Raw genomic sequence first — 21,826 nt, forward strand, 5'->3', positions numbered from 1 at the left:
TAATGAGCACCATTGACATCCTTTCGCCGGCAGGCGACAAGGCCGGTACCGTCGAGCTCCCCGCGGAGATCTTCGACGCGAAGACCAGCGTTCCGCTGATCCACCAGGTCGTCGTCGCGCAGCTGGCCGCTGCCCGTCAGGGCACGCACAAGACCAAGACCCGCGGTGAAGTCCGTGGTGGTGGCAAGAAGCCTTACCGCCAGAAGGGCACCGGCCGCGCCCGTCAGGGTTCGACCCGCGCTCCGCAGTTCGCCGGCGGTGGCGTCGTCCACGGCCCCGTGCCGCGTGACTACTCGCAGCGGACCCCGAAGAAGATGAAGGCTGCCGCCCTCCGCGGTGCCCTCTCGGACCGCGCGCGTCACTCCCGCATCCACGTCGTCACCGGCGTGGTCGAGGGTGCCGCCTCCACCAAGGCCGCCAAGACGCTGTTCGGCAAGATCTCGGAGCGCAAGAACCTGCTCCTGGTCGCCGAGCGTTCTGACGAGCTGGCGTGGCTGTCCGCCCGCAACCTGCCCCAGGTTCACATCCTGGAGCCGGGCCAGCTGAACACGTACGACGTGATCGTCTCTGACGACGTGGTCTTCACCCAGGCCGCGCTCGAGTCCTTCGTGTCTGGCCCCAAGGCCGATGAGACCGAAGGGAGCGACGCCTGATGTCTGAGGCGACCGTTACCAGCAAGACCTTCACCGACCCGCGCGACCTGCTGATCAAGCCGGTCGTCTCGGAGAAGAGCTACGCGCTGCTGGACGAGAACAAGTACACGTTCATCGTCGCGCCCGGCGCCAACAAGACCCAGATCAAGCAGGCCGTCGAGGCGGTCTTCTCGGTCAAGGTCACCGGGGTCAACACGATCAACCGTCAGGGTAAGCGCAAGCGCACCAAGACCGGTTTCGGCAAGCGCGCCAACACCAAGCGCGCCATCGTGACCCTTGCCGAGGGCAACCGTATCGACATCTTCGGCGGCCAGGCCTCCTAACGGAGGTCTAGTCGTCCGGAATCGGACGAGGACTGAGAAATGGGTATCCGCAAGTACAAGCCGACGACCCCGGGCCGTCGTGGCTCCAGCGTCGCCGACTTTGTCGAGATCACGCGGTCCACGCCGGAGAAGTCGCTGGTCCGCCCCCTGCACAGCAAGGGCGGCCGTAACAACACCGGTCGTGTGACCGTTCGCCACCAGGGTGGTGGCCACAAGCGCGCCTACCGCGTGATCGACTTCCGTCGTCACGACAAGGACGGCGTGCCGGCCAAGGTCGCGCACATCGAGTACGACCCCAACCGCACCGCGCGCATCGCGCTGCTGCACTACGCCGACGGCGAGAAGCGCTACATCATCGCGCCGCGCGGTCTGCAGCAGGGTGACCGGATCGAGAACGGCCCCACGGCCGACATCAAGCCGGGCAACAACCTCGCGCTCCGCAACATCCCGGTCGGTACCACGATCCACGCGATCGAGCTCCGTCCCGGTGGCGGCGCCAAGTTCGCGCGTTCCGCCGGTGCCTCCGTGCAGCTGCTGGCGAAGGAGGGCGTGATGGCCCACCTTCGTATGCCGTCCGGTGAGATCCGTCTCGTCGACGCGCGCTGCCGCGCCACGGTCGGCGAGGTCGGCAACGCCGAGCAGTCGAACATCAACTGGGGCAAGGCCGGCCGTATGCGCTGGAAGGGCGTTCGCCCGTCCGTCCGCGGTGTCGCGATGAACCCGGTTGACCACCCGCACGGTGGTGGTGAGGGCAAGACCAGTGGTGGTCGCCACCCGGTCTCCCCGTGGGGTCAGAAGGAGGGTCGTACTCGTTCGCCGAAGAAGGCTTCGAACAAGTACATCGTCCGCCGCCGCAAGACGAACAAGAAGCGCTAGGAGCGGGTTTAGATGCCGCGCAGTCTCAAGAAGGGGCCCTTCGTCGACGACCACCTCGTAAAGAAGGTGGACGCCCAGAACGAAGCCGGCACCAAGAACGTCATCAAGACCTGGTCCCGTCGCTCGATGATCATCCCCAGCATGCTGGGTCACACCATCGCGGTGCACAACGGCAAGACCCACGTCCCGGTGTTCGTCACCGAGTCGATGGTCGGCCACAAGCTCGGCGAGTTCTCGCCGACTCGCACCTTCCGCGGCCACGTCAAGGACGACCGGAAGTCGAAGCGCCGCTAAAGGCGGGGTGGTTACGACTATGACTTACACCGAAGGGACAACCATGGAAGCCAGGGCCCAGGCGCGGTACATCCGCGTCACGCCCATGAAGGCCCGCCGCGTGGTGGACCTTATCCGTGGCATGGATGCCACGGAGGCTCAGGCGGTCCTGCGTTTCGCCCCGCAGGCCGCGAGCGTGCCGGTCGGCAAGGTGCTGGACAGCGCCATCGCCAACGCCGCGCACAACTACAACCACCCGGACGCCTCCACGCTGGTCATCAGCGAGGCGTACGTGGACGAGGGCCCGACCCTGAAGCGGTTCCGTCCGCGTGCCCAGGGCCGTGCCTACCGGATCCGCAAGCGGACCAGCCACATCACCGTGGTCGTCAGCAGCAAGGAAGGTTCCCGGTAATGGGCCAGAAGGTAAACCCGCACGGGTTCCGACTCGGCATCACCACGGACTTCAAGTCCCGCTGGTACGCCGACAAGCTGTACAAGGACTACGTCAAGGAAGACGTCGCCATCCGTCGGATGATGACGTCCGGCATGGAGCGCGCCGGCATCTCGAAGGTTGAGATCGAGCGCACCCGTGACCGCGTGCGTGTGGACATCCACACCGCCCGTCCTGGCATCGTCATCGGCCGCCGTGGCGCCGAGGCCGACCGCATCCGCGGCGACCTCGAGAAGCTCACGGGCAAGCAGGTCCAGCTGAACATCCTCGAGGTCAAGAACCCCGAGCTCGACGCTCAGCTGGTTGCCCAGGCCGTTGCCGAGCAGCTCTCCTCCCGCGTCTCCTTCCGTCGTGCCATGCGCAAGAGCATGCAGGGCACGATGAAGGCCGGCGCCAAGGGCATCAAGATCCAGTGTGGCGGCCGTCTCGGCGGCGCCGAGATGTCCCGCTCCGAGTTCTACCGCGAGGGTCGTGTGCCGCTGCACACGCTGCGCGCGAACGTGGACTACGGCTTCTTCGAGGCCAAGACCACCTTCGGCCGTATCGGTGTGAAGGTCTGGATCTACAAGGGCGACGTCAAGAACATCGCCGAGGTTCGCGCCGAGAACGCTGCGGCCCGTGCGGGTAACCGCCCGGCCCGTGGTGCCGGCGCTGGCGACCGTCCCGCCGGCCGTGGTGGCCGTGGTGGCGAGCGCGGCGGCCGTGGTGGCCGCAAGCCGCAGCAGGCTGCTGGTGCCGAGGCCCCCAAGGCCGACGCTCCCGCCGCCGCTCCGGCTGAGAGCACCGGAACGGAGGCCTGACCGACATGCTGATCCCTCGTAGGGTCAAGCACCGCAAGCAGCACCACCCGAAGCGCCGCGGTATGGCCAAGGGCGGTACTGAGGTCTCGTTCGGCGAGTACGGCATCCAGGCGCTCACCCCCGCCTACGTGACGAACCGCCAGATCGAGGCGGCTCGTATCGCGATGACCCGCCACATCAAGCGTGGCGGCAAGGTCTGGATCAACATCTACCCGGACCGCCCGCTGACGAAGAAGCCTGCCGAGACCCGCATGGGTTCCGGTAAGGGTTCCCCGGAGTGGTGGATCGCGAACGTGCACCCGGGCCGGGTCATGTTCGAGCTGTCCTACCCGAACGAAAAGATTGCGCGTGAGGCCCTCACTCGTGCGGCCCACAAGCTGCCGATGAAGTGCCGGATCGTCAAGCGCGAGGCAGGTGAGTCGTGATGGCGACGGGAACCAAGGCGTCCGAGCTCCGCGAGCTCGGCAACGAGGAGCTCGTTGCCAAGCTGCGCGAGGCCAAGGAGGAGCTGTTCAAGCTCCGTTTCCAGGCGGCCACCGGCCAGCTGGAGAACAACGGCCGGCTCAAGTCCGTCCGTAAGGACATCGCTCGCATCTACACCCTGATGCACGAGCGTGAGCTCGGTATCGAGACGGTGGAGAACGCCTGATGAGCGAGAACAACGTGACTGAGAAGACCGAGCGCGGCTTCCGCAAGACCCGTGAGGGCCTGGTCGTCAGCGACAAGATGGACAAGACCGTCGTCGTCGCCGTCGAGGACCGCGTGAAGCACGCCCTGTACGGCAAGGTCATCCGCCGTACGAACAAGCTCAAGGCGCACGACGAGCAGAACGCTGCCGGCGTCGGCGACCGCGTCCTCATCATGGAGACGCGTCCGCTGTCGGCGAGCAAGCGCTGGCGCATCGTCGAGATCCTCGAGAAGGCCAAGTAAGCACCTGAGGGGTTTCCCTTAGGTTCGTTCCGCCAGGCTCGGCGGGGGCTCCGCTCGCGTAGCGAGGCCCCCGCCGGGAACCGGCAGACAAACAGGAGATAGACGTGATCCAGCAGGAGTCGCGACTGCGTGTCGCCGACAACACTGGTGCCAAGGAGATCCTTTGCATCCGTGTTCTCGGTGGCTCCGGTCGCCGCTACGCGGGCATCGGTGACGTCATCGTCGCCACCGTCAAGGACGCGATCCCCGGTGGCAACGTGAAGAAGGGTGACGTCGTCAAGGCGGTCATCGTTCGCACCGTCAAGGAGCGCCGCCGCCAGGACGGCTCGTACATCCGCTTCGACGAGAACGCCGCCGTCATTCTGAAGAACGACGGCGACCCTCGCGGCACCCGTATCTTCGGCCCCGTCGGCCGTGAGCTGCGCGAGAAGAAGTTCATGAAGATCATCTCGCTCGCGCCGGAGGTGCTGTAAGCATGAAGATCAAGAAGGGCGACCTGGTACAGGTCATCACCGGTAAGGACAAGGGCAAGCAGGGCAAGGTCATCGTCGCCTTCCCCGCCGAGAACCGCGTCCTGGTCGAGGGTGTCAACCGGGTCAAGAAGCACACCAAGGCTGGCCAGAACCAGGCCGGTGGCATCGTGATCACCGAGGCCCCGGTCCACGTGTCCAACGTCCAGCTGGTCGTGGAGAAGGACGGCAAGAAGGTCGTCACCCGCGTCGGTTACCGCTTCGACGACGAGGGCAACAAGATCCGCGTTGCCAAGCGCACGGGTGAGGACATCTGATGGCTACCACTCCGCGTCTGAAGACGAAGTACCGCGAGGAGATCGCGGGCAAGCTGCGTGAGGAGTTCTCGTACGAGAACGTCATGCAGATCCCCGGCCTCGTCAAGATCGTCGTGAACATGGGTGTCGGCGACGCCGCTCGTGACTCGAAGCTGATCGACGGTGCCATCCGCGACCTGACGACGATCACCGGTCAGAAGCCGGCCGTCACGAAGGCCCGCAAGTCCATCGCGCAGTTCAAGCTGCGCGAGGGTCAGCCGATCGGCTGCCACGTCACCCTCCGTGGTGACCGTATGTGGGAGTTCCTGGACCGTACGCTGTCGCTCGCGCTGCCGCGTATCCGTGACTTCCGTGGTCTGTCGCCGAAGCAGTTCGACGGCCGTGGCAACTACACCTTCGGTCTCACGGAGCAGGTCATGTTCCACGAGATCGACCAGGACAAGATCGACCGTACCCGGGGTATGGACATCACCGTGGTCACCACGGCGACCAACGACGCTGAGGGCCGCGCGCTCCTTCGTCACCTCGGCTTCCCCTTCAAGGAGGCGTAAGCGAGATGGCGAAGAAGGCTCTCATCGCGAAGGCTGCCCGTAAGCCCAAGTTCGGTGTGCGTGCGTACACCCGCTGCCAGCGCTGCGGTCGCCCCCACTCCGTGTACCGCAAGTTCGGCCTCTGCCGCGTGTGCCTCCGTGAGATGGCTCACCGTGGCGAGCTGCCGGGCGTGACCAAGAGCTCCTGGTAATCACCCTCGTCCGCAAGGACTTGGGCACTACCAGGCACTCTCGGTAAGCATCTGGACGGTGGGTGCCCAGCCGCGCATGCCTTAGGCTTGTGTGGTTGGGCGTCCGCCGCCCTACCGACTTACTACGCCGTAGGTCCCCGTGCCGCACCCGTCCCGCCACCGAGTGGGGAGAGGGATGGCGCATACAGGAAACCCCGGCGAGAGAGGCCGAAGGCCACTTCATGACCATGACTGACCCCATCGCAGACATGCTCACGCGTCTGCGTAACGCTAACTCGGCGTACCACGACACCGTCGTGATGCCGCACAGCAAGATCAAGTCGCACATCGCGGAGATCCTCAAGCAGGAGGGTTTCATCACCGGCTGGAAGGTCGAGGATGCCGAGGTCGGCAAGAACCTCGTCCTCGAGCTGAAGTTCGGGCCGAACCGTGAGCGCTCCATCGCGGGCATCAAGCGGATCTCGAAGCCCGGTCTGCGCGTGTACGCGAAGTCCACCAACCTGCCGAAGGTCCTCGGCGGCCTGGGCGTGGCGATCATCTCCACGTCCCACGGTCTCCTGACCGGCCAGCAGGCAGGCAAGAAGGGCGTAGGTGGGGAAGTCCTCGCCTACGTCTGGTAGTCGGGAACGGAGGAAAAGCAATGTCGCGAATCGGCAAGCTCCCCATCCAGGTTCCCGCCGGTGTGGACGTCACCATCGATGGCCAGACGGTCAACGTGAAGGGCCCCAAGGGTTCTCTCGCGCACACCGTTAAGGCGCCCATCGCAGTTGTCAAGGACGAGGACGGCGTTCTGAACGTCACCCGTCCGAACGACGAGCGTCAGAACAAGGCCCTGCACGGCCTGTCCCGCACGCTGGTGGCGAACATGATCACCGGTGTGACCACGGGATACGTCAAGGCTCTCGAGATCAGCGGTGTCGGTTACCGCGTGGCCGCAAAGGGCTCCAACCTGGAGTTCCAGCTCGGCTACAGCCACCCGATCCTGGTGGAGGCGCCCGAGGGCATCTCCTTCAAGGTCGAGTCGCCGACCAAGTTCTCGGTCGAGGGCATCGACAAGCAGAAGGTCGGCGAGGTCGCCGCCAACATCCGCAAGCTGCGGAAGCCCGACCCGTACAAGGCCAAGGGTGTCAAGTACGCCGGCGAGGTCATCCGCCGCAAGGTCGGAAAGGCTGGTAAGTAGCCATGGCATACGGTGTGAAGATCGCCAAGGGCGACGCGTACAAGCGCGCTGCCAAGGCTCGCCGCCACATCCGCATCCGCAAGAACGTCTCGGGTACGGCGGAGCGTCCGCGCCTCGTCGTGACGCGTTCCAACCGCAACATCGTTGCTCAGGTCATCGACGACCTCCAGGGCCACACCCTGGCGTCGGCGTCGACCCTGGACGCTTCGATCCGCGGTGGCGAAGGCGACAAGAGCGCTCAGGCCCAGGCTGTCGGCGCGCTCGTCGCCGAGCGCGCCAAGGCCGCGGGCGTCGAGACCGTCGTCTTTGACCGCGGTGGCAACCGATACGCCGGGCGCATTGCCGCTCTGGCTGACGCCGCCCGCGAAGCCGGGCTGAAGTTCTAAGCCCCGGTTCCGGGACTCACGGACGTAACAGAGAGAGGTAATCCAATGGCTGGACCCCAGCGCCGCGGAAGCGGTGCCGGTGGCGGCGAGCGGCGGGACCGGAAGGGTCGCGACGGTGGCGCTGCCGCCGAGAAGACCGCTTACGTTGAGCGCGTTGTCGCGATCAACCGTGTCGCCAAGGTTGTCAAGGGTGGTCGTCGCTTCAGCTTCACCGCGCTCGTCGTGGTGGGTGACGGTGACGGCACCGTAGGTGTCGGTTACGGCAAGGCCAAGGAAGTTCCCGCGGCCATCGCCAAGGGCGTCGAGGAAGCCAAGAAGAACTTCTTCAAGGTTCCCCGCATCCAGGGCACCATCCCGCACCCGATCCAGGGCGAGAAGGCGGCCGGCGTTGTCCTGCTGAAGCCTGCTTCCCCCGGTACCGGTGTTATCGCCGGTGGCCCGGTGCGCGCCGTTCTGGAGTGCGCCGGCGTTCACGACATCCTGTCGAAGTCCCTGGGCTCCGACAACGCGATCAACATCGTGCACGCGACCGTGGAGGCCCTCAAGGGCCTGCAGCGTCCCGAGGAGATCGCGGCTCGCCGTGGTCTGCCCCTCGAGGACGTCGCTCCCGCGGCTCTGCTCCGTGCGCGCGCTGGGGCGGGTGTCTGATGGCCCGCCTCAAGATCACGCAGACGAAGTCGTACATCGGCAGCAAGCAGAACCACCGCGACACGCTGCGTTCGCTCGGGCTCAAGCGCCTGAACGACGTCGTCGTCAAGGAGGACCGCCCCGAGTTCCGCGGAATGGTGCACACCGTCCGCCACCTCGTGACGGTTGAGGAGGTTGACTAATCATGGCTGAGAACAGCCCGCTGAAGGCTCACAACCTCCGTCCCGCCCCCGGCGCCAAGACCGCGAAGACCCGTGTGGGTCGTGGTGAGGCGTCGAAGGGTAAGACGGCTGGTCGTGGTACCAAGGGTACGAAGGCCCGCTACCAGGTTCCGCAGCGCTTCGAGGGTGGGCAGATGCCCCTCCACATGCGCCTGCCGAAGCTCAAGGGCTTCAAGAACCCGTTCCGCACCGAGTTCCAGGTCGTCAACCTGGACAAGCTCAGTGCTCTCTACCCCGAGGGTGGAGAAGTCACGGTGGCCGACCTGGTCGCCAAGGGCGCGGTTCGCAAGAACAGCCTCGTCAAGGTCCTGGGCCAGGGCGAGCTCTCCGTGGCGCTGCAGGTTTCGGTTGACGCCGTTTCCGCTTCCGCCAAGGAGAAGATTGCCGCTGCCGGCGGCTCTGTCACCGAGCTCGTCTAAGACGGATTCAGTGGCTGAATAGCTCAAAACCCGACCGGGGATGCCTCACATAAGGGGCATCCCCGGTTGGTCGTTCCACGGGGGGCACACTCGCCGGTAAGGTGGCGTGCACCATTGCTTTGTCGTATACGTCGATCCCTCAGACCGTCACCTCTGACGCAGTAGCGCGGGGGTCGCAGGAGGCACCGTGCTCACCGCGTTCGCCCGGGCGTTCAAGACGCCCGACCTGCGCAAGAAGCTGCTCTTCACGCTCGGCATCATCGTGCTGTTCCGGCTCGGGTCCCACATCCCGGTCCCCGGCGTGAGCTACAAGAACGTACAGATCTGCGTGGAACAGGCCGGAAGCAGCAATGGTCTGTTTGGCCTCGTCAACATGTTCAGCGGTGGCGCGCTGCTGCAGATCACGATCTTTGCTCTCGGCATCATGCCGTACATCACGGCGAGCATCATTCTGCAGCTGCTGACCGTGGTCATCCCGAAGCTGGAGACCCTCAAGAAAGAGGGCCAGTCCGGCACGGCGAAGATCACTCAGTACACGCGCTATCTGACGGTCGCGCTGGCGGTCCTCCAGGGCACCGGCCTCGTCGCCACCGCCCGGACCGGGGCCCTGTTCCAGGGTTGCCAGGTCGCCAGCCAGATCGTTCCCGACCGGTCGATCTTCACGACCGTCGTGATGGTGGTCACCATGACCGCCGGTACCTGCGTCGTCATGTGGCTCGGTGAGCTCATCACCGACCGCGGCATCGGCAACGGCATGTCGATCCTCATGTTCATCTCGATCGCCGCGGGCTTCATCGGCGCCCTGTGGCAGATCAAGCTCCAGGGCAAGATCGCCGACGGCTGGGTCGAGTTCGGCGTCGTCATGCTCGTCGGCCTCGCGATGGTCGGCCTGGTGGTCTTCGTCGAGCAGGCGCAGCGCCGGATCCCGGTCCAGTACGCGAAGCGCATGATCGGCCGCCGCGCGTACGGCGGCACCTCCACCTACATCCCGCTCAAGGTGAACCAGGCGGGCATCATCCCCGTCATCTTCGCCTCGTCGCTGCTCTACATCCCGGCGCTGGTCGTGCAGTTCAGCGGGTCCACCGCGGGCTGGGCCACCTGGATCCAGAAGCACTTCGTCAAGGGCGACCACCCGTACTACATCGCGGTGTACTTCCTCCTGATCGTCTTCTTCGCGTTCTTCTACGTGGCGATCTCGTTCAACCCCGAGGAAGTTGCAGACAACATGAAGAAGTATGGTGGGTTCATCCCGGGTATCCGCGCCGGTCGACCCACCGCCGAGTACCTGAGCTACGTGCTCAACCGGATCACCTGGCCGGGGTCGCTGTACCTGGGTCTCATCGCTCTTGTGCCGACGATGGCGTTGGCCGGCTTCGGAGCGAACCAGAACTTCCCGTTCGGCGGGACGAGCATCCTCATCATCGTGGGTGTGGGTCTGGAAACCGTGAAGCAGATCGAGAGCCAGCTCCAGCAGCGTAACTACGAAGGGTTCCTCCGCTGATGCGAATCGTCCTCGTCGGACCGCCCGGTGCGGGCAAGGGAACGCAGGCCGCGTTCCTTGCCAAGAACCTGTCGATCCCGCACATCTCCACGGGCGACCTGTTCCGGGCCAACATCAGCCAGGGCACCGAGCTGGGCCTGCGCGCCAAGGCGTTCATGGACGCCGGCGACCTCGTCCCGGACGAGATCACCATCGGTATGGCCAAGGACCGGATGGAGCAGCCCGACGCCGCTGGCGGCTTCCTGCTCGACGGCTTCCCGCGCAACGTCTCCCAGGCCGAGGCGCTCGACGTGATGCTCCAGGACTCGGGCATGAAGCTCGACGCCGTCCTCGACCTGGAGGTCGAGGAGGACGAGGTCGTCAAGCGCATCGCCGGCCGCCGCGTCTGCCGCAACGAGTCCGCGCACGTCTTCCACGTCGTGTACGCCGCCCCGAAGACCGAGGGCGTCTGCGACCACTGCGGTGGCGAGCTCTACCAGCGCGGTGACGACTCCGAGGCCACGGTGCGCAACCGGCTGGAGGTCTACCACACGCAGACCGAGCCGATCATCGACTACTACAAGGCCCAGGGCCTGCTGGTGACCATCCCGGCCCTCGGCGAGGTCGCGGACGTCACGAAGCGCGCCATGGACGCCCTGCAGAAGTAGTCCTCCGCAGTACAGGTACGGCCGCGGTGTCCCCAGGGCATCGCGGCCGTACTGTTGAGAAGACCCGTTTCGAAGCTGGAAGGCACGCCCCTATGGTGCAGATCAAGACCCCCGAGCAGATCGCGAAGATGCGCGAGGCGGGGCTGGTCGTCGCCGCGATCCATGCTGCGACCCGCGAGGCGGCCGTGCCGGGCGCCACGACGCGGGACCTGGACATGGTGGCCCGCAAGGTCATCGCGGACGCCGGGGCGAAGTCGAACTTCCTCGGCTACGGCGGTTTCCCCGCGACGATCTGCACCTCGGTGAACGAGGTCGTGGTCCACGGCATCCCCGACGACAAGACCGTCCTGAAGGACGGCGACATCATCTCGATCGACGCCGGTGCGATCGTGGACGGCTGGCACGGGGACGCGGCGTACACGGCCTTCGTGGGCACCGGTCACGCTCCTGAGCTGGTGGAGCTCTCCCGGGTGACCGAGGAGTCCATGTGGGCCGGCATCGCCGCGATGAAGCTGGGCAACCGCCTGGTGGACATCTCGAAGGCGATCGAGATGTACATCAAGCGCCAGCCCCGTCCCGCCACCGGTGAGCACAGCCGCGGCACGTTCGGGATCATCGAGGACTACGGCGGCCACGGCATCGGGTCCGAGATGCACATGGACCCCCACCTGCTGAACTACGTCTCGCGCAAGCGAGGCAAGGGGATCAAGCTGGTCCCGGGCGTCTGCCTGGCGATCGAGCCCATGGTCTCGCTGGGCACGGCCCGGACGGAGGTCCTTTCGGACGACTGGACGGTCATCACCACGGACGGCACCTGGTCCTCGCACTGGGAGCACTCCGTCGCGCTGACGGAGGCCGGCCCGATCGTCCTGACCAGCCCGGACTGCGGCAAGGCGAAGCTGGCGGAGTACGGGGTCAGCACGGCCCCGGACCCCCTCGGTTAATGATCTAGACTCTGGGGCAAACTTTCCGGATTCGTCTTTCTGGGTGCCCTGACGTAGACTGACTCGTCGGCTCTCGTGCACTTCCATGTCTCCATGGCGCACGGAGCCGATCAAGGTAGCCGATTCGAAAGGCGAAGCGTGGCCAAGAAGCAAGGTGCCATCGAAATCGAGGGCACCGTGATCGAGTCCCTCCCGAACGCCATGTTCAAGGTGGAGCTCCAGAACGGTCACAAGGTCCTCGCGCACATCAGCGGGAAGATGCGTATGCACTACATCCGCATCCTGCCCGATGACCGGGTCGTCGTGGAGCTGTCTCCGTACGACCTGACGCGTGGCCGGATCGTCTACCGATACAAGTAGATCTTGCTCTCACTCCTGCCTGGGCGTCCGTCCCGGTGCGGGTGGTGGCACTGACCCGGAGAACCTCACCCACATGAAGGTCAAGCCGAGCGTCAAGAAGATCTGCGACAAGTGCAAGGTGATCCGCCGTCACGGCCGGGTCATGGTCATCTGCGACAACCTGCGCCACAAGCAGCGCCAGGGCTGACGCACGCCGACCGACCTGCCTTAACGCAGTTCTTCGCGCGACGTAAGAAAACGTACATACGCAGAACCCGCCCAGCCCCACACGGGGCCGGCGGCACCTCCGGCGGGGGCCGGGGACCCGGACGTACCATCACCCACCCGGGTGGTCGGCGGTCGGGATCGGTTCTGTGGAAGACCCCCGAACACACAGGAGCCATTGAATGGCACGCGTTTCCGGTGTTGACATCCCGCGCGAAAAGCGTGTGGAGATCGCACTCACCTACGTCTTCGGTATCGGGCGCACCCGGTCCAAGGAGATCCTCGCCTCCACCGGCGTGAACCCGAACACCCGCGTTCGTGACCTGGCCGAAGAGGACCTCGTCAAGATCCGCGAGTACGTGGACGCCAACCTCCGTACCGAGGGTGACCTCCGCCGCGAGATCCAGGGCGACATCCGCCGCAAGATCGAGATCCAGTGCTACCAGGGCATCCGCCACCGTCGCGGCCTCCCGGTGCACGGTCAGCGCACCAGCACGAACGCGCGTACCCGCAAGGGCCCGCGTCGCGCGATCGCCGGTAAGAAGAAGCCGGGCAAGAAGTAGTCCTGTTCAGCGGTCTTGCGCTGTAGGACCGACCACCTCCCGTAGGAGATTGAGATGCCCCCCAAGGGTCGTCAGGGCGCTGCCAAGAAGGTGCGCCGCAAGGAAAAGAAGAACGTCGCTCACGGGCACGCCCACATCAAGAGCACGTTCAACAACACCATCGTTTCGATCACGGACCCGTCCGGCAACGTGATCTCCTGGGCCTCCGCCGGCCACGTCGGCTTCAAGGGCTCGCGCAAGTCCACCCCCTTCGCCGCGCAGATGGCCGCCGAGTCGGCCGCCCGCCGCGCGCAGGAGCACGGCATGCGCAAGGTCGACGTCTTCGTCAAGGGTCCCGGCTCCGGCCGTGAGACCGCGATCCGCTCCCTCCAGGCCACCGGCCTCGAGGTCGGCTCGATCCAGGACGTCACCCCCACCCCGCACAACGGCTGCCGCCCGCCGAAGCGTCGCCGCGTCTGACGCAGCGGACGCACAGTTGCGTTCTTGAGTGTCCGGGCGGTACGACCCCTTCTGGGGACGTACCGCCCGTACCCTTGCAGTAGCCGTACCCCGGTACGGCCTCCCGTCGGGCGTCAAATAGTGGGCGCCCACGAAAGAAGGAACACAGACATGCTTATCGCTCAGCGTCCGTCGCTGACCGAAGAGGTCGTGGACGAGTACCGTTCGCGGTTCGTGATCGAGCCGCTGGAGCCGGGCTTCGGCTACACCCTCGGCAACTCCCTGCGCCGTACCCTCCTGTCCTCCATCCCGGGTGCCGCTGTCACCAGCATCCGCGTGGACGGCGTCCTGCACGAGTTCACCACCGTGCCGGGCGTCAAGGAAGACGTCACGGACATCATCCTCAACATCAAGCAGCTGGTCGTCTCCTCGGAGCACGACGAGCCGGTCGTGATGTACCTGCGCAAGCAGGGTCCCGGCCTGGTCACCGCTGCAGACATCGCGCCCCCGGCCGGTGTCGAGGTGCACAACCCGGACCTGGTCCTCGCCACGCTCAACGGCAAGGGCAAGCTGGAGATGGAGCTGACCGTCGAGCGCGGTCGCGGCTACGTCTCCGCCGTCCAGAACAAGCAGCTGGGCCAGGAGATCGGCCGCATCCCGGTCGACTCCATCTACAGCCCGGTCCTCAAGGTCACCTACAAGGTCGAGGCGACCCGAGTCGAGCAGCGCACCGACTTCGACAAGCTCATCGTCGACGTCGAGACCAAGCAGGCCATGCGTCCGCGCGACGCCATGGCGTCCGCCGGCAAGACGCTGGTCGAGCTGTTCGGTCTGGCCCGCGAGCTCAACATCGACGCCGAGGGCATCGACATGGGCCCGTCCCCGACGGACGCCGCCCTGGCCGCCGACCTGGCGCTGCCGATCGAGGAGCTGGAGCTCACCGTTCGGTCGTACAACTGCCTCAAGCGCGAGGGCATCCACTCCGTGGGTGAGCTCGTCGCCCGCTCCGAGGCCGATCTGCTCGACATCCGCAACTTCGGTGCGAAGTCGATCGACGAGGTCAAGGCGAAGCTGGCCGGCATGGGCCTGGCCCTGAAGGACAGCCCGCCCGGATTCGACCCGACCGCCGCCGCCGACGCCTTCGGCGCCGACGACGACGCGGACGCCGGTTTCGTCGAGACCGAGCAGTACTGAGAAAGCCTGCGGGGGGCCACGCCCCCGCACCCACCCCCTTGCGACCGCTTGGGGGAACTGACTCCGGTACCTGACACGGCCGGTGCAGATATGAAGGAGTAACAATGCCGCGTCCCGCAAAGGGTGCCCGCCTGGGCGGCTCCGCCGCGCACGAGAAGCACCTCCTCGCGAACCTCGCGAAGGCGCTCTTCGAGCACGGCCGCATCACCACCACCGAGGCCAAGGCCCGCCGCCTGCGTCCCTACGCCGAGCGTCTGGTCACCAAGGCCAAGAAGGGCGACATCCACAACCGTCGCCTGGTGCTGCAGACGATCACGGACAAGAGCATCGTGCACACGCTGTTCACCGAGATCGCCCCGCGCTACGAGAACCGCCCCGGTGGTTACACGCGCATCACCAAGATCGGCAACCGTCGTGGCGACAACGCCCCGATGGCCGTGATCGAGCTGGTCGAGGCCCTCACGGTCGCCCAGCAGGCCACCGGTGAGGCCGAGGCCGCCACCAAGCGCGCGGTCAAGGAGGCGGAGGCCGCCGAGACCCCCGCCGAGGAGACCAAGGAGGCCTGATCCTCAGGGATCACGCTTGCTTGAACGGCTCTGAACGGGCCCGCCCCCTTCCGGGGCGGGCCCGTTCTGCATCTGGGTGATTCTGAGAGGATCGGTCACGTGAGTGACGAGGTGGAGCCCGGGCACGTCCGGGTACGGCTGGACCTGAGCTACGACGGCAAGGACTTCTCCGGCTGGGCGAAGCAGCGCACGCTGCGGACCGTCCAGGGAGAGCTGGAGAGCGCACTGCGGACCGTGATGCGGCTGGGGGAGCCGGTCGAGCTGACCGTGGCCGGCCGTACGGACGCGGGGGTGCACGCCCGCGGTCAGGTCGCGCAGTTCGATCTCGCCGAGGAGGTCTGGGCCGAACACCACGACAAGCTGCTGCGCCGCCTCGCCGGCCGGCTGCCGCACGACGTGCGGGTGTGGAAGGTCGCCGAGGCCCCCGAGGGCTTCAACGCGCGCTTCTCGGCCATCTGGCGCCGCTACGCCTACCGGGTCGGCGACCACCAGGGCGGCGTCGACCCGCTGCGCCGCGGCCACGTCCTGTGGCACCAGTGGCCCCTGGACGTGGACGCCATGAACGAGGCCTCCGCCCCGCTGCTGGGCGAGCACGACTTCGCCGCGTACTGCAAGAAGCGCGAGGGCGCTACGACGATCCGCACGCTCCAGCAGCTGAGCTGGGAGCGCGGTGAGGACGGCATCGTCACCGCGACCGTCCGTGCCGACGCCTTCTGCCACAACATGGTCCGCTCCCTGGTGGGCGCCCTGCTCCACGTCGGAGACGGGCACCGGCCCACCGACTGGCCCGGCAAGGTGCTGGCCGCCGCCGTACGGGACTCCTCGGTGCACGTGGTCAAGCCGCACGGGCTGACCCTGGAGGAGGTCGGCTACCCGGCGGACGAGCTGCTGGCAGCCCGCAGCAAGGAGGCCCGCAACATGAGGACCCTGCCGGCCGCCGGCTGCTGCTGAGCGCCGCGAAATCGTTTGGGCGGATGGCGCGCCGACCTGGACAATGCCCGGCATGGGACATCTCGAAGCCAGCCACCTGGAGTACTACCTTCCCGACGGGCGGGTCCTGCTCCCCGACGTCTCCTTCCGCGTGGGGGAGGGGTCGGTGGTCGCCCTGGTCGGGGCGAACGGTGCCGGCAAGACCACCCTGCTGAAGCTGATCTCGGGGGAGCTCCAGCCGCACGGCGGCGGCGTCACGATCAGCGGCGGCCTTGGTGTGATGTCCCAGTTCGTGGGCTCCGTACGCGACGAGACGACCGTACGTGACCTGCTGGTCTCGGTGTCCCAGCCGCGGATCCGGGAGGCGGCGAAGGCCGTCGACCGGGCCGAGCACCTGATCATGACGGTGGACGACGAGGCCGCGCAGATGGCCTATGCCCAGGCGCTCAGCGACTGGGCCGACGTCCAGGGCTACGAGGCGGAGACCCTCTGGGACGTCTGCACGACGGCCGCGCTGGCCGTCCCGTACGACTCCGCCCAGTTCCGCGAGGTGCGCACGCTCTCCGGCGGTGAGCAGAAGCGGCTCGTGCTGGAGGCGCTGCTGCGCGGGCCCGATGAGGTGCTGCTGCTCGACGAGCCGGACAACTACCTCGACGTCCCGGGCAAGCGGTGGCTGGAGGAGCAGCTGAAGGCGACCCGCAAGACGGTCCTGTTCGTCTCCCACGACCGGGAGCTGCTGACCCAGGCCGCCGAGAAGATCATCAGCCTGGAGGCGAGCCCCACGGGCTCCGACGTGTGGGTGCACGGTGCGGGCTTCGGGACCTACCACGAGGCACGCAAGGAGCGCTTCGCCCGCTTCGAGGAGCTCAAGCGGCGCTGGGACGAGGAGCATGCCCGACTGAAGGCCCTGGTGCTGCGACTGCGCAACCAGGCCGCGAGCAGCCCCGACATGGCCTCGCGCTACCGGGCGATGCAGACCCGCTTCCAGAAGTTCGAGGAGGCCGGTCCGCCGCCGGAGCCGCCGCGCGAGCAGGACATCACGATGCGGCTCAAGGGCGGCCGGACCGGCGTGCGCGCGCTCACGGTGGAGAACCTTGAGCTCACCGGGCTGATGAAGCCGTTCTCCCTGGAGGTCTTCTACGGGGAGCGGGTCGCGGTGCTCGGTTCGAACGGCTCGGGCAAGTCGCACTTCCTGCGGCTGCTGGCGGGCGAGGACGTCCGGCACACCGGCAACTGGAAGCTGGGTGCGCGGGTGGTTCCCGGCCATTTTGCGCAGACCCACGCCCACCCGGAGCTGTTCGGCCGCACCCTCGTCGAGATCCTGTGGACGGAGGCCGCCAAGCCCCTCGGGCAGGCGATGGGGGCGCTGCGCCGCTACGAGCTGGAGCGTCAGGCCGAGCAGCCCTTCGAGAGGCTCTCCGGCGGTCAGCAGGCGCGCTTCCAGATCCTGCTGCTGGAGCTGGCGGGTACCACGGCGCTGCTGCTGGACGAACCCACGGACAACCTGGACCTGGAGTCCGCGGAGGCTCTCCAGGACGGACTGGAGTCCTACGAGGGGACGGTGCTGTGCGTCACGCACGACCGCTGGTTCGCGCGCACGTTTGACCGCTACCTGGTCTTCGGTTCGGACGGCGTGGTGCGGGAGACTCAGGAGCCCGTCTGGGACGAGCGCAGGGTCGAACGCGAGCGCTGAGCGGTGGCTCGGCGGTGAGGGAGGGGCGTCGTGGGCCTGAGGCCTGGCATCTGGCTCATGAGGTGGCAGGCGCGGCCCCCCGGGGACCGGCTGGTCGGCCTGCTGCTGCGGCCGGCCCCGCGCTCCTGGCAGGTGCTCTGCCTGGCGGTGCTCCTCGGGAGCTGCGTCTCTACGAGCCTGCGGGAGAACTGGGGCTCGGACAACGCCTTCGTGGTCAAGGCCGCGCAGACGCTGCTGGACGGCGGGTCGCCCTACGAGGACAAGCGCTTCCTCTACCTGCCGAGCGCCGTGCTCATGGCGGTGCCGGAGGCGCTGGTGCCGCGGGGGGTGCTGCGCTGGGTCCTGCCGGTCGGCATGTCGGGGCTGCTGGGCATCGGCTGGCTGGCCGCCCTGCGGCTGTTCTCCGTGCCGCTGCGCTCGCGCCTGGCCGTCGCAGGCCCGGCCGTGCTCGCCCTCCTGTACAAGCCGTGGGCGAACCTGGTGCTGATCGGCAACTGGACGGCCGTCTCGGCGGCCGCGCTGCCCCTGGCACTGCTGCTCGCACACCGCCGGTCGTGGGGGTGGGCCGGGCTGGTGGTCGGGCTGGCCATCGCCTGCAAGCCGATGCTGGTGCCGGTCGGGTTGCTGTTCCTCCTCGCCCGGCAGTGGCGGGGGCTGGCCGCGGCGGTGCTGGTGCCGCTGGGGATGTCGCTGGCGGGGGCGCTGCTGATGCCGAGTCCCTCACTGTTCTTCACCAGGACCCTGCCGTTCCTTCTCCAGGGGCAGGACGCGTACGCGCTGCCCTGGGACGCCTCGCCGATAGCGGTGCTGCCGCGGCTCGGGGTACCGCAGCCACTGGCCGTCCTGGTCGCCTTCGCCGGTGCCGCGGCCGGGCTGTGGGCGGCCTGGGCACGGTGGCGGCGCACGGAGGAGGACGCCGACCAGGGTGAGCTGCGTCTCGTCGAGACGGCTTGCATGGTGATGCTCGCCGCATTCCTGGTGTCGCGACCGTCCTTCGATCACTACCTGCTCGTGGTGCTGCCGCTGCTGCTGGCCTCGGCGGTGCGGCCGGGCTCCGCGCCCCGCTCGCCCTGGTTCTGGCTGGCGTTGACGCCCCAGCTGGCGCTGGTGCCCTGGCCCGCGGAGCTGGCCCACAAGCGGCGCGCCTTCAAGGACTGCGCCACCCTGTGCGGGCTCGCCTTCGTCCTGGCGCGTCGTGCACTGCGCTCCGGGCGGGTTATTCTGAAGCCCGTAACAACTGCGGGGTCCCCACCCAGGACCGAACCGGAGTGCGCCGCGACGCCAGCAGCATCGGCATCGCGGACCGCGTTTTGACCCGTACGGGTCTGCTTGGGTATCCTGCTGGTTTGTTATGCGTATTGGCTTTCTCATTCTCACGTGAAAGGGCCTTACGCCGGTCCACCGGACCGATGACCAGCAGTTGGCCGCTCACACGGGTTGCGTCCCCGATGCGAGCGAGGGCTGTCGTGATCGTCCGTGGTGACCCTGTCAGGACCTTCCCGCCGGGCTTGCGCCCGTGGGATACCACCACTGAAGAAGCGAAGGCATACGCGTGCGTACGTACAGCCCCAAGCCCGGCGACATCTCGCGCCAGTGGCTCGTCATCGACGCCCAGGACGTCGTCCTCGGCCGTCTGGCGACCCAGGCCGCTGCCCTCCTGAAGGGCAAGCACAAGCCGACCTATGCCCCTCACATGGACATGGGTGACTTCGTCGTCATCATCAACGCCGACAAGGTTCACCTGTCCGGCAACAAGGCCTCCCAGAAGATGGCCTACCGCCACTCCGGCTTCCCGGGCGGCCTGCGCGCCGTGCGTTACGACGACCTGCTGGCGAACAACCCGGAGAAGGCCGTCGAGAAGGCCGTCAAGGGCATGCTCCCGAAGAACTCCCTGGGCCGTCAGATGCTCTCGAAGCTGAAGGTCTACTCGGGCGACCAGCACCCGCACGCTGCCCAGCAGCCGGTGCCGTTCGAGATCACCCAGGTCGCGCAGTAGTTCCGGCCACCCCCTAAGACACAGAGAATTCTGAGGAGCATCGTGGCCGAGACCACCGCCGAGACCCCCGTCGACGAGTTCGAGGGCGTCGAGGAGTACACCACCGAGTCTGAGGTCGTCGTCGAGGGCGACTACACCTCCGAGTCCCTTGCCGGTCGCTTCGGTGACCCCCAGCCGGCCGCCGGCCTGGGCCGTCGCAAGAACGCCATCGCCCGCGTCCGGATCGTTCCGGGCACCGGCAAGTGGAAGATCAACGGTCGCACCCTTGAGGACTACTTCCCCAACAAGGTGCACCAGCAGGAAGTCAACGAGCCCTTCAAGCTCCTGGAGCTCGACGGCCGCTACGACGTCATCGCCCGCATCTCGGGTGGCGGCGTCTCCGGCCAGGCCGGTGCCCTGCGCCTCGGCGTGGCCCGTGCGCTGAACGAGGCGGACGTGGACAACAACCGCCCGGCGCTGAAGAAGGCCGGCTTCCTTTCCCGCGACGACCGTGCGGTCGAGCGCAAGAAGGCCGGTCTCAAGAAGGCCCGTAAGGCTCCGCAGTACAGCAAGCGCTAATCTGCGCCTGCTGTTCTGCAACGAAACCGCCCCGGCAGCACTCTCTGTGCTGTCGGGGCGGTTCGTTTACCGCCACAAGCGGCACATACCTGACACAAGCGGTCATACGCGAAGCGCACACTCGGGAGGACAACTGTGGGACGACTCTTCGGGACGGACGGTGTACGCGGCGTCGCCAACGCGGATCTGACGGCGGAGCTCGCGCTCGGCCTCTCCGTGGCGGCTGCCCACGTACTCGCCGAAGCGGGCACCTTCGAGGGCCACCGGGCGACCGCGGTGGTCGGCCGGGACCCCCGCGCCTCCGGTGAATTCCTTGAGGCCGCGGTCGTGGCCGGCCTGGCGAGCGCGGGCGTGGACGTCCTGCGCGTCGGTGTGCTGCCCACCCCGGCGGTGGCGTATCTCACCGGTGCGCTGGGTGCCGACCTCGGTGTGATGCTCTCCGCCAGCCACAACGCCATGCCCGACAACGGCATCAAGTTCTTCGCCCGCGGCGGCCACAAGCTCGCCGACGAGCTGGAGGACCGCATCGAGTCCGTCTACGAGGAGCACCGCACCGGTGCCCCCTGGGACCGGCCGACCGGGGCCGGTGTCGGCCGCGTCTCGGACTACACCGAGGGCTTCGAGAAGTACGTCGCCCACCTCATCGGAGTCCTCCCCAACCGCCTCGACGGTCTGAAGATCGTCCTCGACGAGGCGCACGGCGCGGCCTCCTACGTCTCTCCCGAGGCGTTCGCGCGGGCCGGCGCGGAGGTCGTCACGATCGGTGCCGGTCCGGACGGCCTGAACATCAACGACGGCTGCGGCTCCACCCACCTCGGTCTGCTGAAGGCGGCCGTGGTCGAGCACGGCGCCGACTTCGGCATCGCGCACGACGGCGACGCGGACCGCTGCCTGGCCGTGGACGGCACCGGAGCGGAGGTCGACGGCGACCAGATCCTCGCGGTGCTGGCGCTGGCCATGCGCGAGGCCGGCCAACTGCGGGAGAACACCGTGGTCGGCACCGTGATGTCCAACCTGGGCTTCAAGCTGGCCATGGAGGGCGAGGGCATCCAGGTCGTGCAGACCGGGGTCGGCGACCGGTACGTGCTGGAGTCGATGAAGGAGCACGGCTACGCGCTCGGCGGTGAGCAGTCCGGCCACGTGATCATCCTCGACCACGCGACCACCGGTGACGGCACGCTGACCGGTCTGCTGCTCGCGGCACGGGTCGCGGCCACCGGCCGTTCCCTCGCCGAGCTGGCGGGGGTCATGCAGCGGCTGCCACAGGTCCTGATCAACGTTCCCGACGTGGACAAGTCCCGGGTCTCGACCTCCGGCGAGCTGGCGGCGGCGGTGTCCGACGCCGAGCGCGAGCTGGGCACCTCCGGCCGCGTGCTGCTGCGTCCCTCCGGTACGGAGCCGCTCGTGCGCGTGATGGTCGAGGCCGCCGACATCGAGCAGGCCCGCGCCGTCGCCGGCCGGCTCGCGGACGCCGTGAAGTCGGCGCTCGGCTAGGGCGCGCGCTCCAGGGCGCCCCTCCGCGGTGCGCTGCGCGGCGGAGGGG

34 protein-coding genes are annotated in these 21,826 nt (G+C 67.3%); all 34 read left to right on the top strand.

The features are described 5' to 3' along the window. Positions 1-2: 2 nt before the first annotated feature. The 34 genes from rplD (at position 3) to glmM (ending at position 21,777) form a co-directional block, all read left to right on the top strand. Complete coding sequence (gene rplD / locus R4Z63_RS19180; RefSeq protein ID WP_037918933.1) at positions 3-653, top strand: 50S ribosomal protein L4; 651 nt, start codon at positions 3-5, stop codon at positions 651-653. Then, positions 653-976, top strand: coding sequence for a 50S ribosomal protein L23 (gene rplW, locus R4Z63_RS19185; RefSeq protein ID WP_007265901.1), 324 nt, complete (start codon positions 653-655; stop codon positions 974-976). Before rplD ends, rplW begins: the two co-directional genes overlap by 1 nt. A 39-nt stretch (positions 977-1,015) precedes the next feature. Continuing rightward, the gene (gene rplB, locus R4Z63_RS19190) at positions 1,016-1,852 is read left to right on the top strand and encodes a 50S ribosomal protein L2 (RefSeq protein WP_030026325.1); all 837 of its coding nucleotides are present in this window, start codon (positions 1,016-1,018) and stop codon (positions 1,850-1,852) included. Between the two features lie 12 nt (positions 1,853-1,864). Next, positions 1,865-2,146, top strand: coding sequence for a 30S ribosomal protein S19 (gene rpsS / locus R4Z63_RS19195; protein ID WP_007265903.1), 282 nt, complete (start codon positions 1,865-1,867; stop codon positions 2,144-2,146). Positions 2,147-2,189: 43 nt separating this feature from the next. Next, the gene (rplV, locus tag R4Z63_RS19200) at positions 2,190-2,537 is read left to right on the top strand and encodes a 50S ribosomal protein L22 (RefSeq protein WP_007265904.1); all 348 of its coding nucleotides are present in this window, start codon (positions 2,190-2,192) and stop codon (positions 2,535-2,537) included. Beyond that, a complete protein-coding gene (gene rpsC / locus R4Z63_RS19205) occupies positions 2,537-3,376 on the top strand; it encodes a 30S ribosomal protein S3 (RefSeq protein WP_007265905.1) in 840 nt (279 codons plus the stop codon). Before rplV ends, rpsC begins: the two co-directional genes overlap by 1 nt. Before the next feature lie 5 nt (positions 3,377-3,381). Beyond that, complete coding sequence (gene rplP / locus R4Z63_RS19210; RefSeq protein ID WP_030653642.1) at positions 3,382-3,801, top strand: 50S ribosomal protein L16; 420 nt, start codon at positions 3,382-3,384, stop codon at positions 3,799-3,801. Continuing rightward, the gene (gene rpmC / locus R4Z63_RS19215) at positions 3,801-4,025 is read left to right on the top strand and encodes a 50S ribosomal protein L29 (RefSeq protein WP_007265907.1); all 225 of its coding nucleotides are present in this window, start codon (positions 3,801-3,803) and stop codon (positions 4,023-4,025) included. The genes rplP and rpmC overlap by 1 nt, the downstream gene beginning before the upstream one ends. Continuing rightward, positions 4,025-4,306: a 30S ribosomal protein S17 gene (gene rpsQ / locus R4Z63_RS19220; protein ID WP_030008467.1), complete on the top strand. Its 282-nt coding sequence runs from the start codon at positions 4,025-4,027 to the stop codon at positions 4,304-4,306. The genes rpmC and rpsQ overlap by 1 nt, the downstream gene beginning before the upstream one ends. 104 nt (positions 4,307-4,410) lie before the next feature. Then, positions 4,411-4,779 (top strand): 50S ribosomal protein L14, encoded by a 369-nt coding sequence (gene rplN, locus R4Z63_RS19225; protein ID WP_003956455.1) that lies wholly within the window; start codon positions 4,411-4,413, stop codon positions 4,777-4,779. Positions 4,780-4,781: 2 nt separating this feature from the next. Continuing rightward, entirely contained in the window at positions 4,782-5,093 is a 312-nt protein-coding gene (gene rplX, locus R4Z63_RS19230) for a 50S ribosomal protein L24 (protein WP_030026329.1), read from the top strand. Then, positions 5,093-5,644 (top strand): 50S ribosomal protein L5, encoded by a 552-nt coding sequence (gene rplE / locus R4Z63_RS19235; protein ID WP_030026331.1) that lies wholly within the window; start codon positions 5,093-5,095, stop codon positions 5,642-5,644. The genes rplX and rplE overlap by 1 nt, the downstream gene beginning before the upstream one ends. 5 nt (positions 5,645-5,649) lie before the next feature. Next, positions 5,650-5,835 (top strand): type Z 30S ribosomal protein S14, encoded by a 186-nt coding sequence (locus R4Z63_RS19240; RefSeq protein WP_003956452.1) that lies wholly within the window; start codon positions 5,650-5,652, stop codon positions 5,833-5,835. Positions 5,836-6,056: 221 nt separating this feature from the next. After that, positions 6,057-6,455, top strand: a complete 399-nt coding sequence (gene rpsH / locus R4Z63_RS19245; protein ID WP_007265911.1) for a 30S ribosomal protein S8 — start codon at positions 6,057-6,059, stop codon at positions 6,453-6,455. A 20-nt stretch (positions 6,456-6,475) separates the two neighbouring features. Continuing rightward, entirely contained in the window at positions 6,476-7,015 is a 540-nt protein-coding gene (rplF, locus tag R4Z63_RS19250) for a 50S ribosomal protein L6 (protein ID WP_030653648.1), read from the top strand. 2 nt (positions 7,016-7,017) lie between these two features. After that, complete coding sequence (gene rplR / locus R4Z63_RS19255; RefSeq protein ID WP_030026334.1) at positions 7,018-7,401, top strand: 50S ribosomal protein L18; 384 nt, start codon at positions 7,018-7,020, stop codon at positions 7,399-7,401. A gap of 45 nt (positions 7,402-7,446) precedes the next feature. After that, complete coding sequence (gene rpsE, locus R4Z63_RS19260) at positions 7,447-8,049, top strand: 30S ribosomal protein S5 (protein ID WP_007265914.1); 603 nt, start codon at positions 7,447-7,449, stop codon at positions 8,047-8,049. Next, positions 8,049-8,231, top strand: a complete 183-nt coding sequence (gene rpmD / locus R4Z63_RS19265; protein WP_005313525.1) for a 50S ribosomal protein L30 — start codon at positions 8,049-8,051, stop codon at positions 8,229-8,231. Before rpsE ends, rpmD begins: the two co-directional genes overlap by 1 nt. A gap of 2 nt (positions 8,232-8,233) precedes the next feature. Beyond that, positions 8,234-8,689 carry a 50S ribosomal protein L15 gene (gene rplO / locus R4Z63_RS19270; protein ID WP_384447042.1) on the top strand — a complete coding sequence of 152 codons (456 nt, stop codon included), beginning with the start codon at positions 8,234-8,236 and terminating at the stop codon, positions 8,687-8,689. A 187-nt stretch (positions 8,690-8,876) separates the two neighbouring features. Next, positions 8,877-10,190, top strand: coding sequence for a preprotein translocase subunit SecY (gene secY, locus R4Z63_RS19275; protein WP_037918939.1), 1,314 nt, complete (start codon positions 8,877-8,879; stop codon positions 10,188-10,190). Then, positions 10,190-10,837 carry an adenylate kinase gene (locus tag R4Z63_RS19280; RefSeq protein WP_037918941.1) on the top strand — a complete coding sequence of 216 codons (648 nt, stop codon included), beginning with the start codon at positions 10,190-10,192 and terminating at the stop codon, positions 10,835-10,837. Before secY ends, R4Z63_RS19280 begins: the two co-directional genes overlap by 1 nt. Before the next feature lie 92 nt (positions 10,838-10,929). After that, positions 10,930-11,781, top strand: a complete 852-nt coding sequence (gene map / locus R4Z63_RS19285; protein ID WP_037918943.1) for a type I methionyl aminopeptidase — start codon at positions 10,930-10,932, stop codon at positions 11,779-11,781. A 138-nt stretch (positions 11,782-11,919) separates the two neighbouring features. Next, positions 11,920-12,141: a translation initiation factor IF-1 gene (gene infA, locus R4Z63_RS19290; protein ID WP_003956442.1), complete on the top strand. Its 222-nt coding sequence runs from the start codon at positions 11,920-11,922 to the stop codon at positions 12,139-12,141. Positions 12,142-12,214: 73 nt separating this feature from the next. Continuing rightward, entirely contained in the window at positions 12,215-12,328 is a 114-nt protein-coding gene (gene rpmJ / locus R4Z63_RS19295) for a 50S ribosomal protein L36 (protein WP_003956441.1), read from the top strand. A 199-nt stretch (positions 12,329-12,527) separates the two neighbouring features. Further along, positions 12,528-12,908 carry a 30S ribosomal protein S13 gene (gene rpsM, locus R4Z63_RS19300; RefSeq protein WP_007265919.1) on the top strand — a complete coding sequence of 127 codons (381 nt, stop codon included), beginning with the start codon at positions 12,528-12,530 and terminating at the stop codon, positions 12,906-12,908. A 54-nt stretch (positions 12,909-12,962) separates the two neighbouring features. After that, positions 12,963-13,367, top strand: coding sequence for a 30S ribosomal protein S11 (gene rpsK / locus R4Z63_RS19305; RefSeq protein WP_003956432.1), 405 nt, complete (start codon positions 12,963-12,965; stop codon positions 13,365-13,367). A 150-nt stretch (positions 13,368-13,517) separates the two neighbouring features. After that, entirely contained in the window at positions 13,518-14,540 is a 1,023-nt protein-coding gene (locus R4Z63_RS19310; RefSeq protein WP_007265920.1) for a DNA-directed RNA polymerase subunit alpha, read from the top strand. Positions 14,541-14,644: 104 nt separating this feature from the next. Continuing rightward, positions 14,645-15,106 (top strand): 50S ribosomal protein L17, encoded by a 462-nt coding sequence (rplQ, locus tag R4Z63_RS19315; protein WP_037918945.1) that lies wholly within the window; start codon positions 14,645-14,647, stop codon positions 15,104-15,106. A 99-nt stretch (positions 15,107-15,205) separates the two neighbouring features. After that, a complete protein-coding gene (gene truA, locus R4Z63_RS19320; RefSeq protein WP_037918947.1) occupies positions 15,206-16,057 on the top strand; it encodes a tRNA pseudouridine(38-40) synthase TruA in 852 nt (283 codons plus the stop codon). Positions 16,058-16,109: 52 nt separating this feature from the next. Continuing rightward, positions 16,110-17,729, top strand: coding sequence for an ABC-F family ATP-binding cassette domain-containing protein (locus tag R4Z63_RS19325; protein ID WP_037918948.1), 1,620 nt, complete (start codon positions 16,110-16,112; stop codon positions 17,727-17,729). Positions 17,730-17,759: 30 nt separating this feature from the next. Then, positions 17,760-19,043, top strand: a complete 1,284-nt coding sequence (locus R4Z63_RS19330) for a glycosyltransferase family 87 protein (RefSeq protein WP_384447047.1) — start codon at positions 17,760-17,762, stop codon at positions 19,041-19,043. 238 nt (positions 19,044-19,281) lie between these two features. Next, entirely contained in the window at positions 19,282-19,725 is a 444-nt protein-coding gene (gene rplM, locus R4Z63_RS19335; protein WP_037918950.1) for a 50S ribosomal protein L13, read from the top strand. Positions 19,726-19,767: 42 nt separating this feature from the next. Further along, positions 19,768-20,283, top strand: coding sequence for a 30S ribosomal protein S9 (rpsI, locus tag R4Z63_RS19340; RefSeq protein ID WP_030773858.1), 516 nt, complete (start codon positions 19,768-19,770; stop codon positions 20,281-20,283). A 135-nt stretch (positions 20,284-20,418) separates the two neighbouring features. Further along, positions 20,419-21,777, top strand: coding sequence for a phosphoglucosamine mutase (glmM, locus tag R4Z63_RS19345; protein ID WP_037918952.1), 1,359 nt, complete (start codon positions 20,419-20,421; stop codon positions 21,775-21,777). The last annotated feature ends 49 nt before the right edge of the window (positions 21,778-21,826 follow it).

This window comes from Streptomyces sp. PL-29 (assembly GCF_058344425.1).

Bases quoted from the DNA above. Each gene is read 5' to 3' on its own strand.
- rplP (WP_030653642.1), top strand. From the start codon at position 3,382: ATGCTGATCCCTCGTAGGGTCAAGCACCGCAAGCAGCACCACCCGAAG.
- map (WP_037918943.1), top strand. From the start codon at position 10,930: ATGGTGCAGATCAAGACCCCCGAGCAGATCGCGAAGATGCGCGAGGCG.
- rplR (WP_030026334.1), top strand. From the start codon at position 7,018: ATGGCATACGGTGTGAAGATCGCCAAGGGCGACGCGTACAAGCGCGCT.
- rpsM (WP_007265919.1), top strand. From the start codon at position 12,528: ATGGCACGCGTTTCCGGTGTTGACATCCCGCGCGAAAAGCGTGTGGAG.
- rplO (WP_384447042.1), top strand. From the start codon at position 8,234: ATGGCTGAGAACAGCCCGCTGAAGGCTCACAACCTCCGTCCCGCCCCC.
- rpsH (WP_007265911.1), top strand. From the start codon at position 6,057: ATGACCATGACTGACCCCATCGCAGACATGCTCACGCGTCTGCGTAAC.
- rpsS (WP_007265903.1), top strand. From the start codon at position 1,865: ATGCCGCGCAGTCTCAAGAAGGGGCCCTTCGTCGACGACCACCTCGTA.
- rplF (WP_030653648.1), top strand. From the start codon at position 6,476: ATGTCGCGAATCGGCAAGCTCCCCATCCAGGTTCCCGCCGGTGTGGAC.
- rplD (WP_037918933.1), top strand. From the start codon at position 3: ATGAGCACCATTGACATCCTTTCGCCGGCAGGCGACAAGGCCGGTACC.
- rpsQ (WP_030008467.1), top strand. From the start codon at position 4,025: ATGAGCGAGAACAACGTGACTGAGAAGACCGAGCGCGGCTTCCGCAAG.
- rplE (WP_030026331.1), top strand. From the start codon at position 5,093: ATGGCTACCACTCCGCGTCTGAAGACGAAGTACCGCGAGGAGATCGCG.
- rpsC (WP_007265905.1), top strand. From the start codon at position 2,537: ATGGGCCAGAAGGTAAACCCGCACGGGTTCCGACTCGGCATCACCACG.
- R4Z63_RS19325 (WP_037918948.1), top strand. From the start codon at position 16,110: ATGGGACATCTCGAAGCCAGCCACCTGGAGTACTACCTTCCCGACGGG.
- rplV (WP_007265904.1), top strand. From the start codon at position 2,190: ATGGAAGCCAGGGCCCAGGCGCGGTACATCCGCGTCACGCCCATGAAG.
- rpmJ (WP_003956441.1), top strand. From the start codon at position 12,215: ATGAAGGTCAAGCCGAGCGTCAAGAAGATCTGCGACAAGTGCAAGGTG.
- rplQ (WP_037918945.1), top strand. From the start codon at position 14,645: ATGCCGCGTCCCGCAAAGGGTGCCCGCCTGGGCGGCTCCGCCGCGCAC.
- rplX (WP_030026329.1), top strand. From the start codon at position 4,782: ATGAAGATCAAGAAGGGCGACCTGGTACAGGTCATCACCGGTAAGGAC.
- rpmC (WP_007265907.1), top strand. From the start codon at position 3,801: ATGGCGACGGGAACCAAGGCGTCCGAGCTCCGCGAGCTCGGCAACGAG.
- rpmD (WP_005313525.1), top strand. From the start codon at position 8,049: ATGGCCCGCCTCAAGATCACGCAGACGAAGTCGTACATCGGCAGCAAG.
- rplW (WP_007265901.1), top strand. From the start codon at position 653: ATGTCTGAGGCGACCGTTACCAGCAAGACCTTCACCGACCCGCGCGAC.
- rplB (WP_030026325.1), top strand. From the start codon at position 1,016: ATGGGTATCCGCAAGTACAAGCCGACGACCCCGGGCCGTCGTGGCTCC.
- R4Z63_RS19280 (WP_037918941.1), top strand. From the start codon at position 10,190: ATGCGAATCGTCCTCGTCGGACCGCCCGGTGCGGGCAAGGGAACGCAG.
- R4Z63_RS19240 (WP_003956452.1), top strand. From the start codon at position 5,650: ATGGCGAAGAAGGCTCTCATCGCGAAGGCTGCCCGTAAGCCCAAGTTC.
- R4Z63_RS19310 (WP_007265920.1), top strand. From the start codon at position 13,518: ATGCTTATCGCTCAGCGTCCGTCGCTGACCGAAGAGGTCGTGGACGAG.
- rpsK (WP_003956432.1), top strand. From the start codon at position 12,963: ATGCCCCCCAAGGGTCGTCAGGGCGCTGCCAAGAAGGTGCGCCGCAAG.
- rpsE (WP_007265914.1), top strand. From the start codon at position 7,447: ATGGCTGGACCCCAGCGCCGCGGAAGCGGTGCCGGTGGCGGCGAGCGG.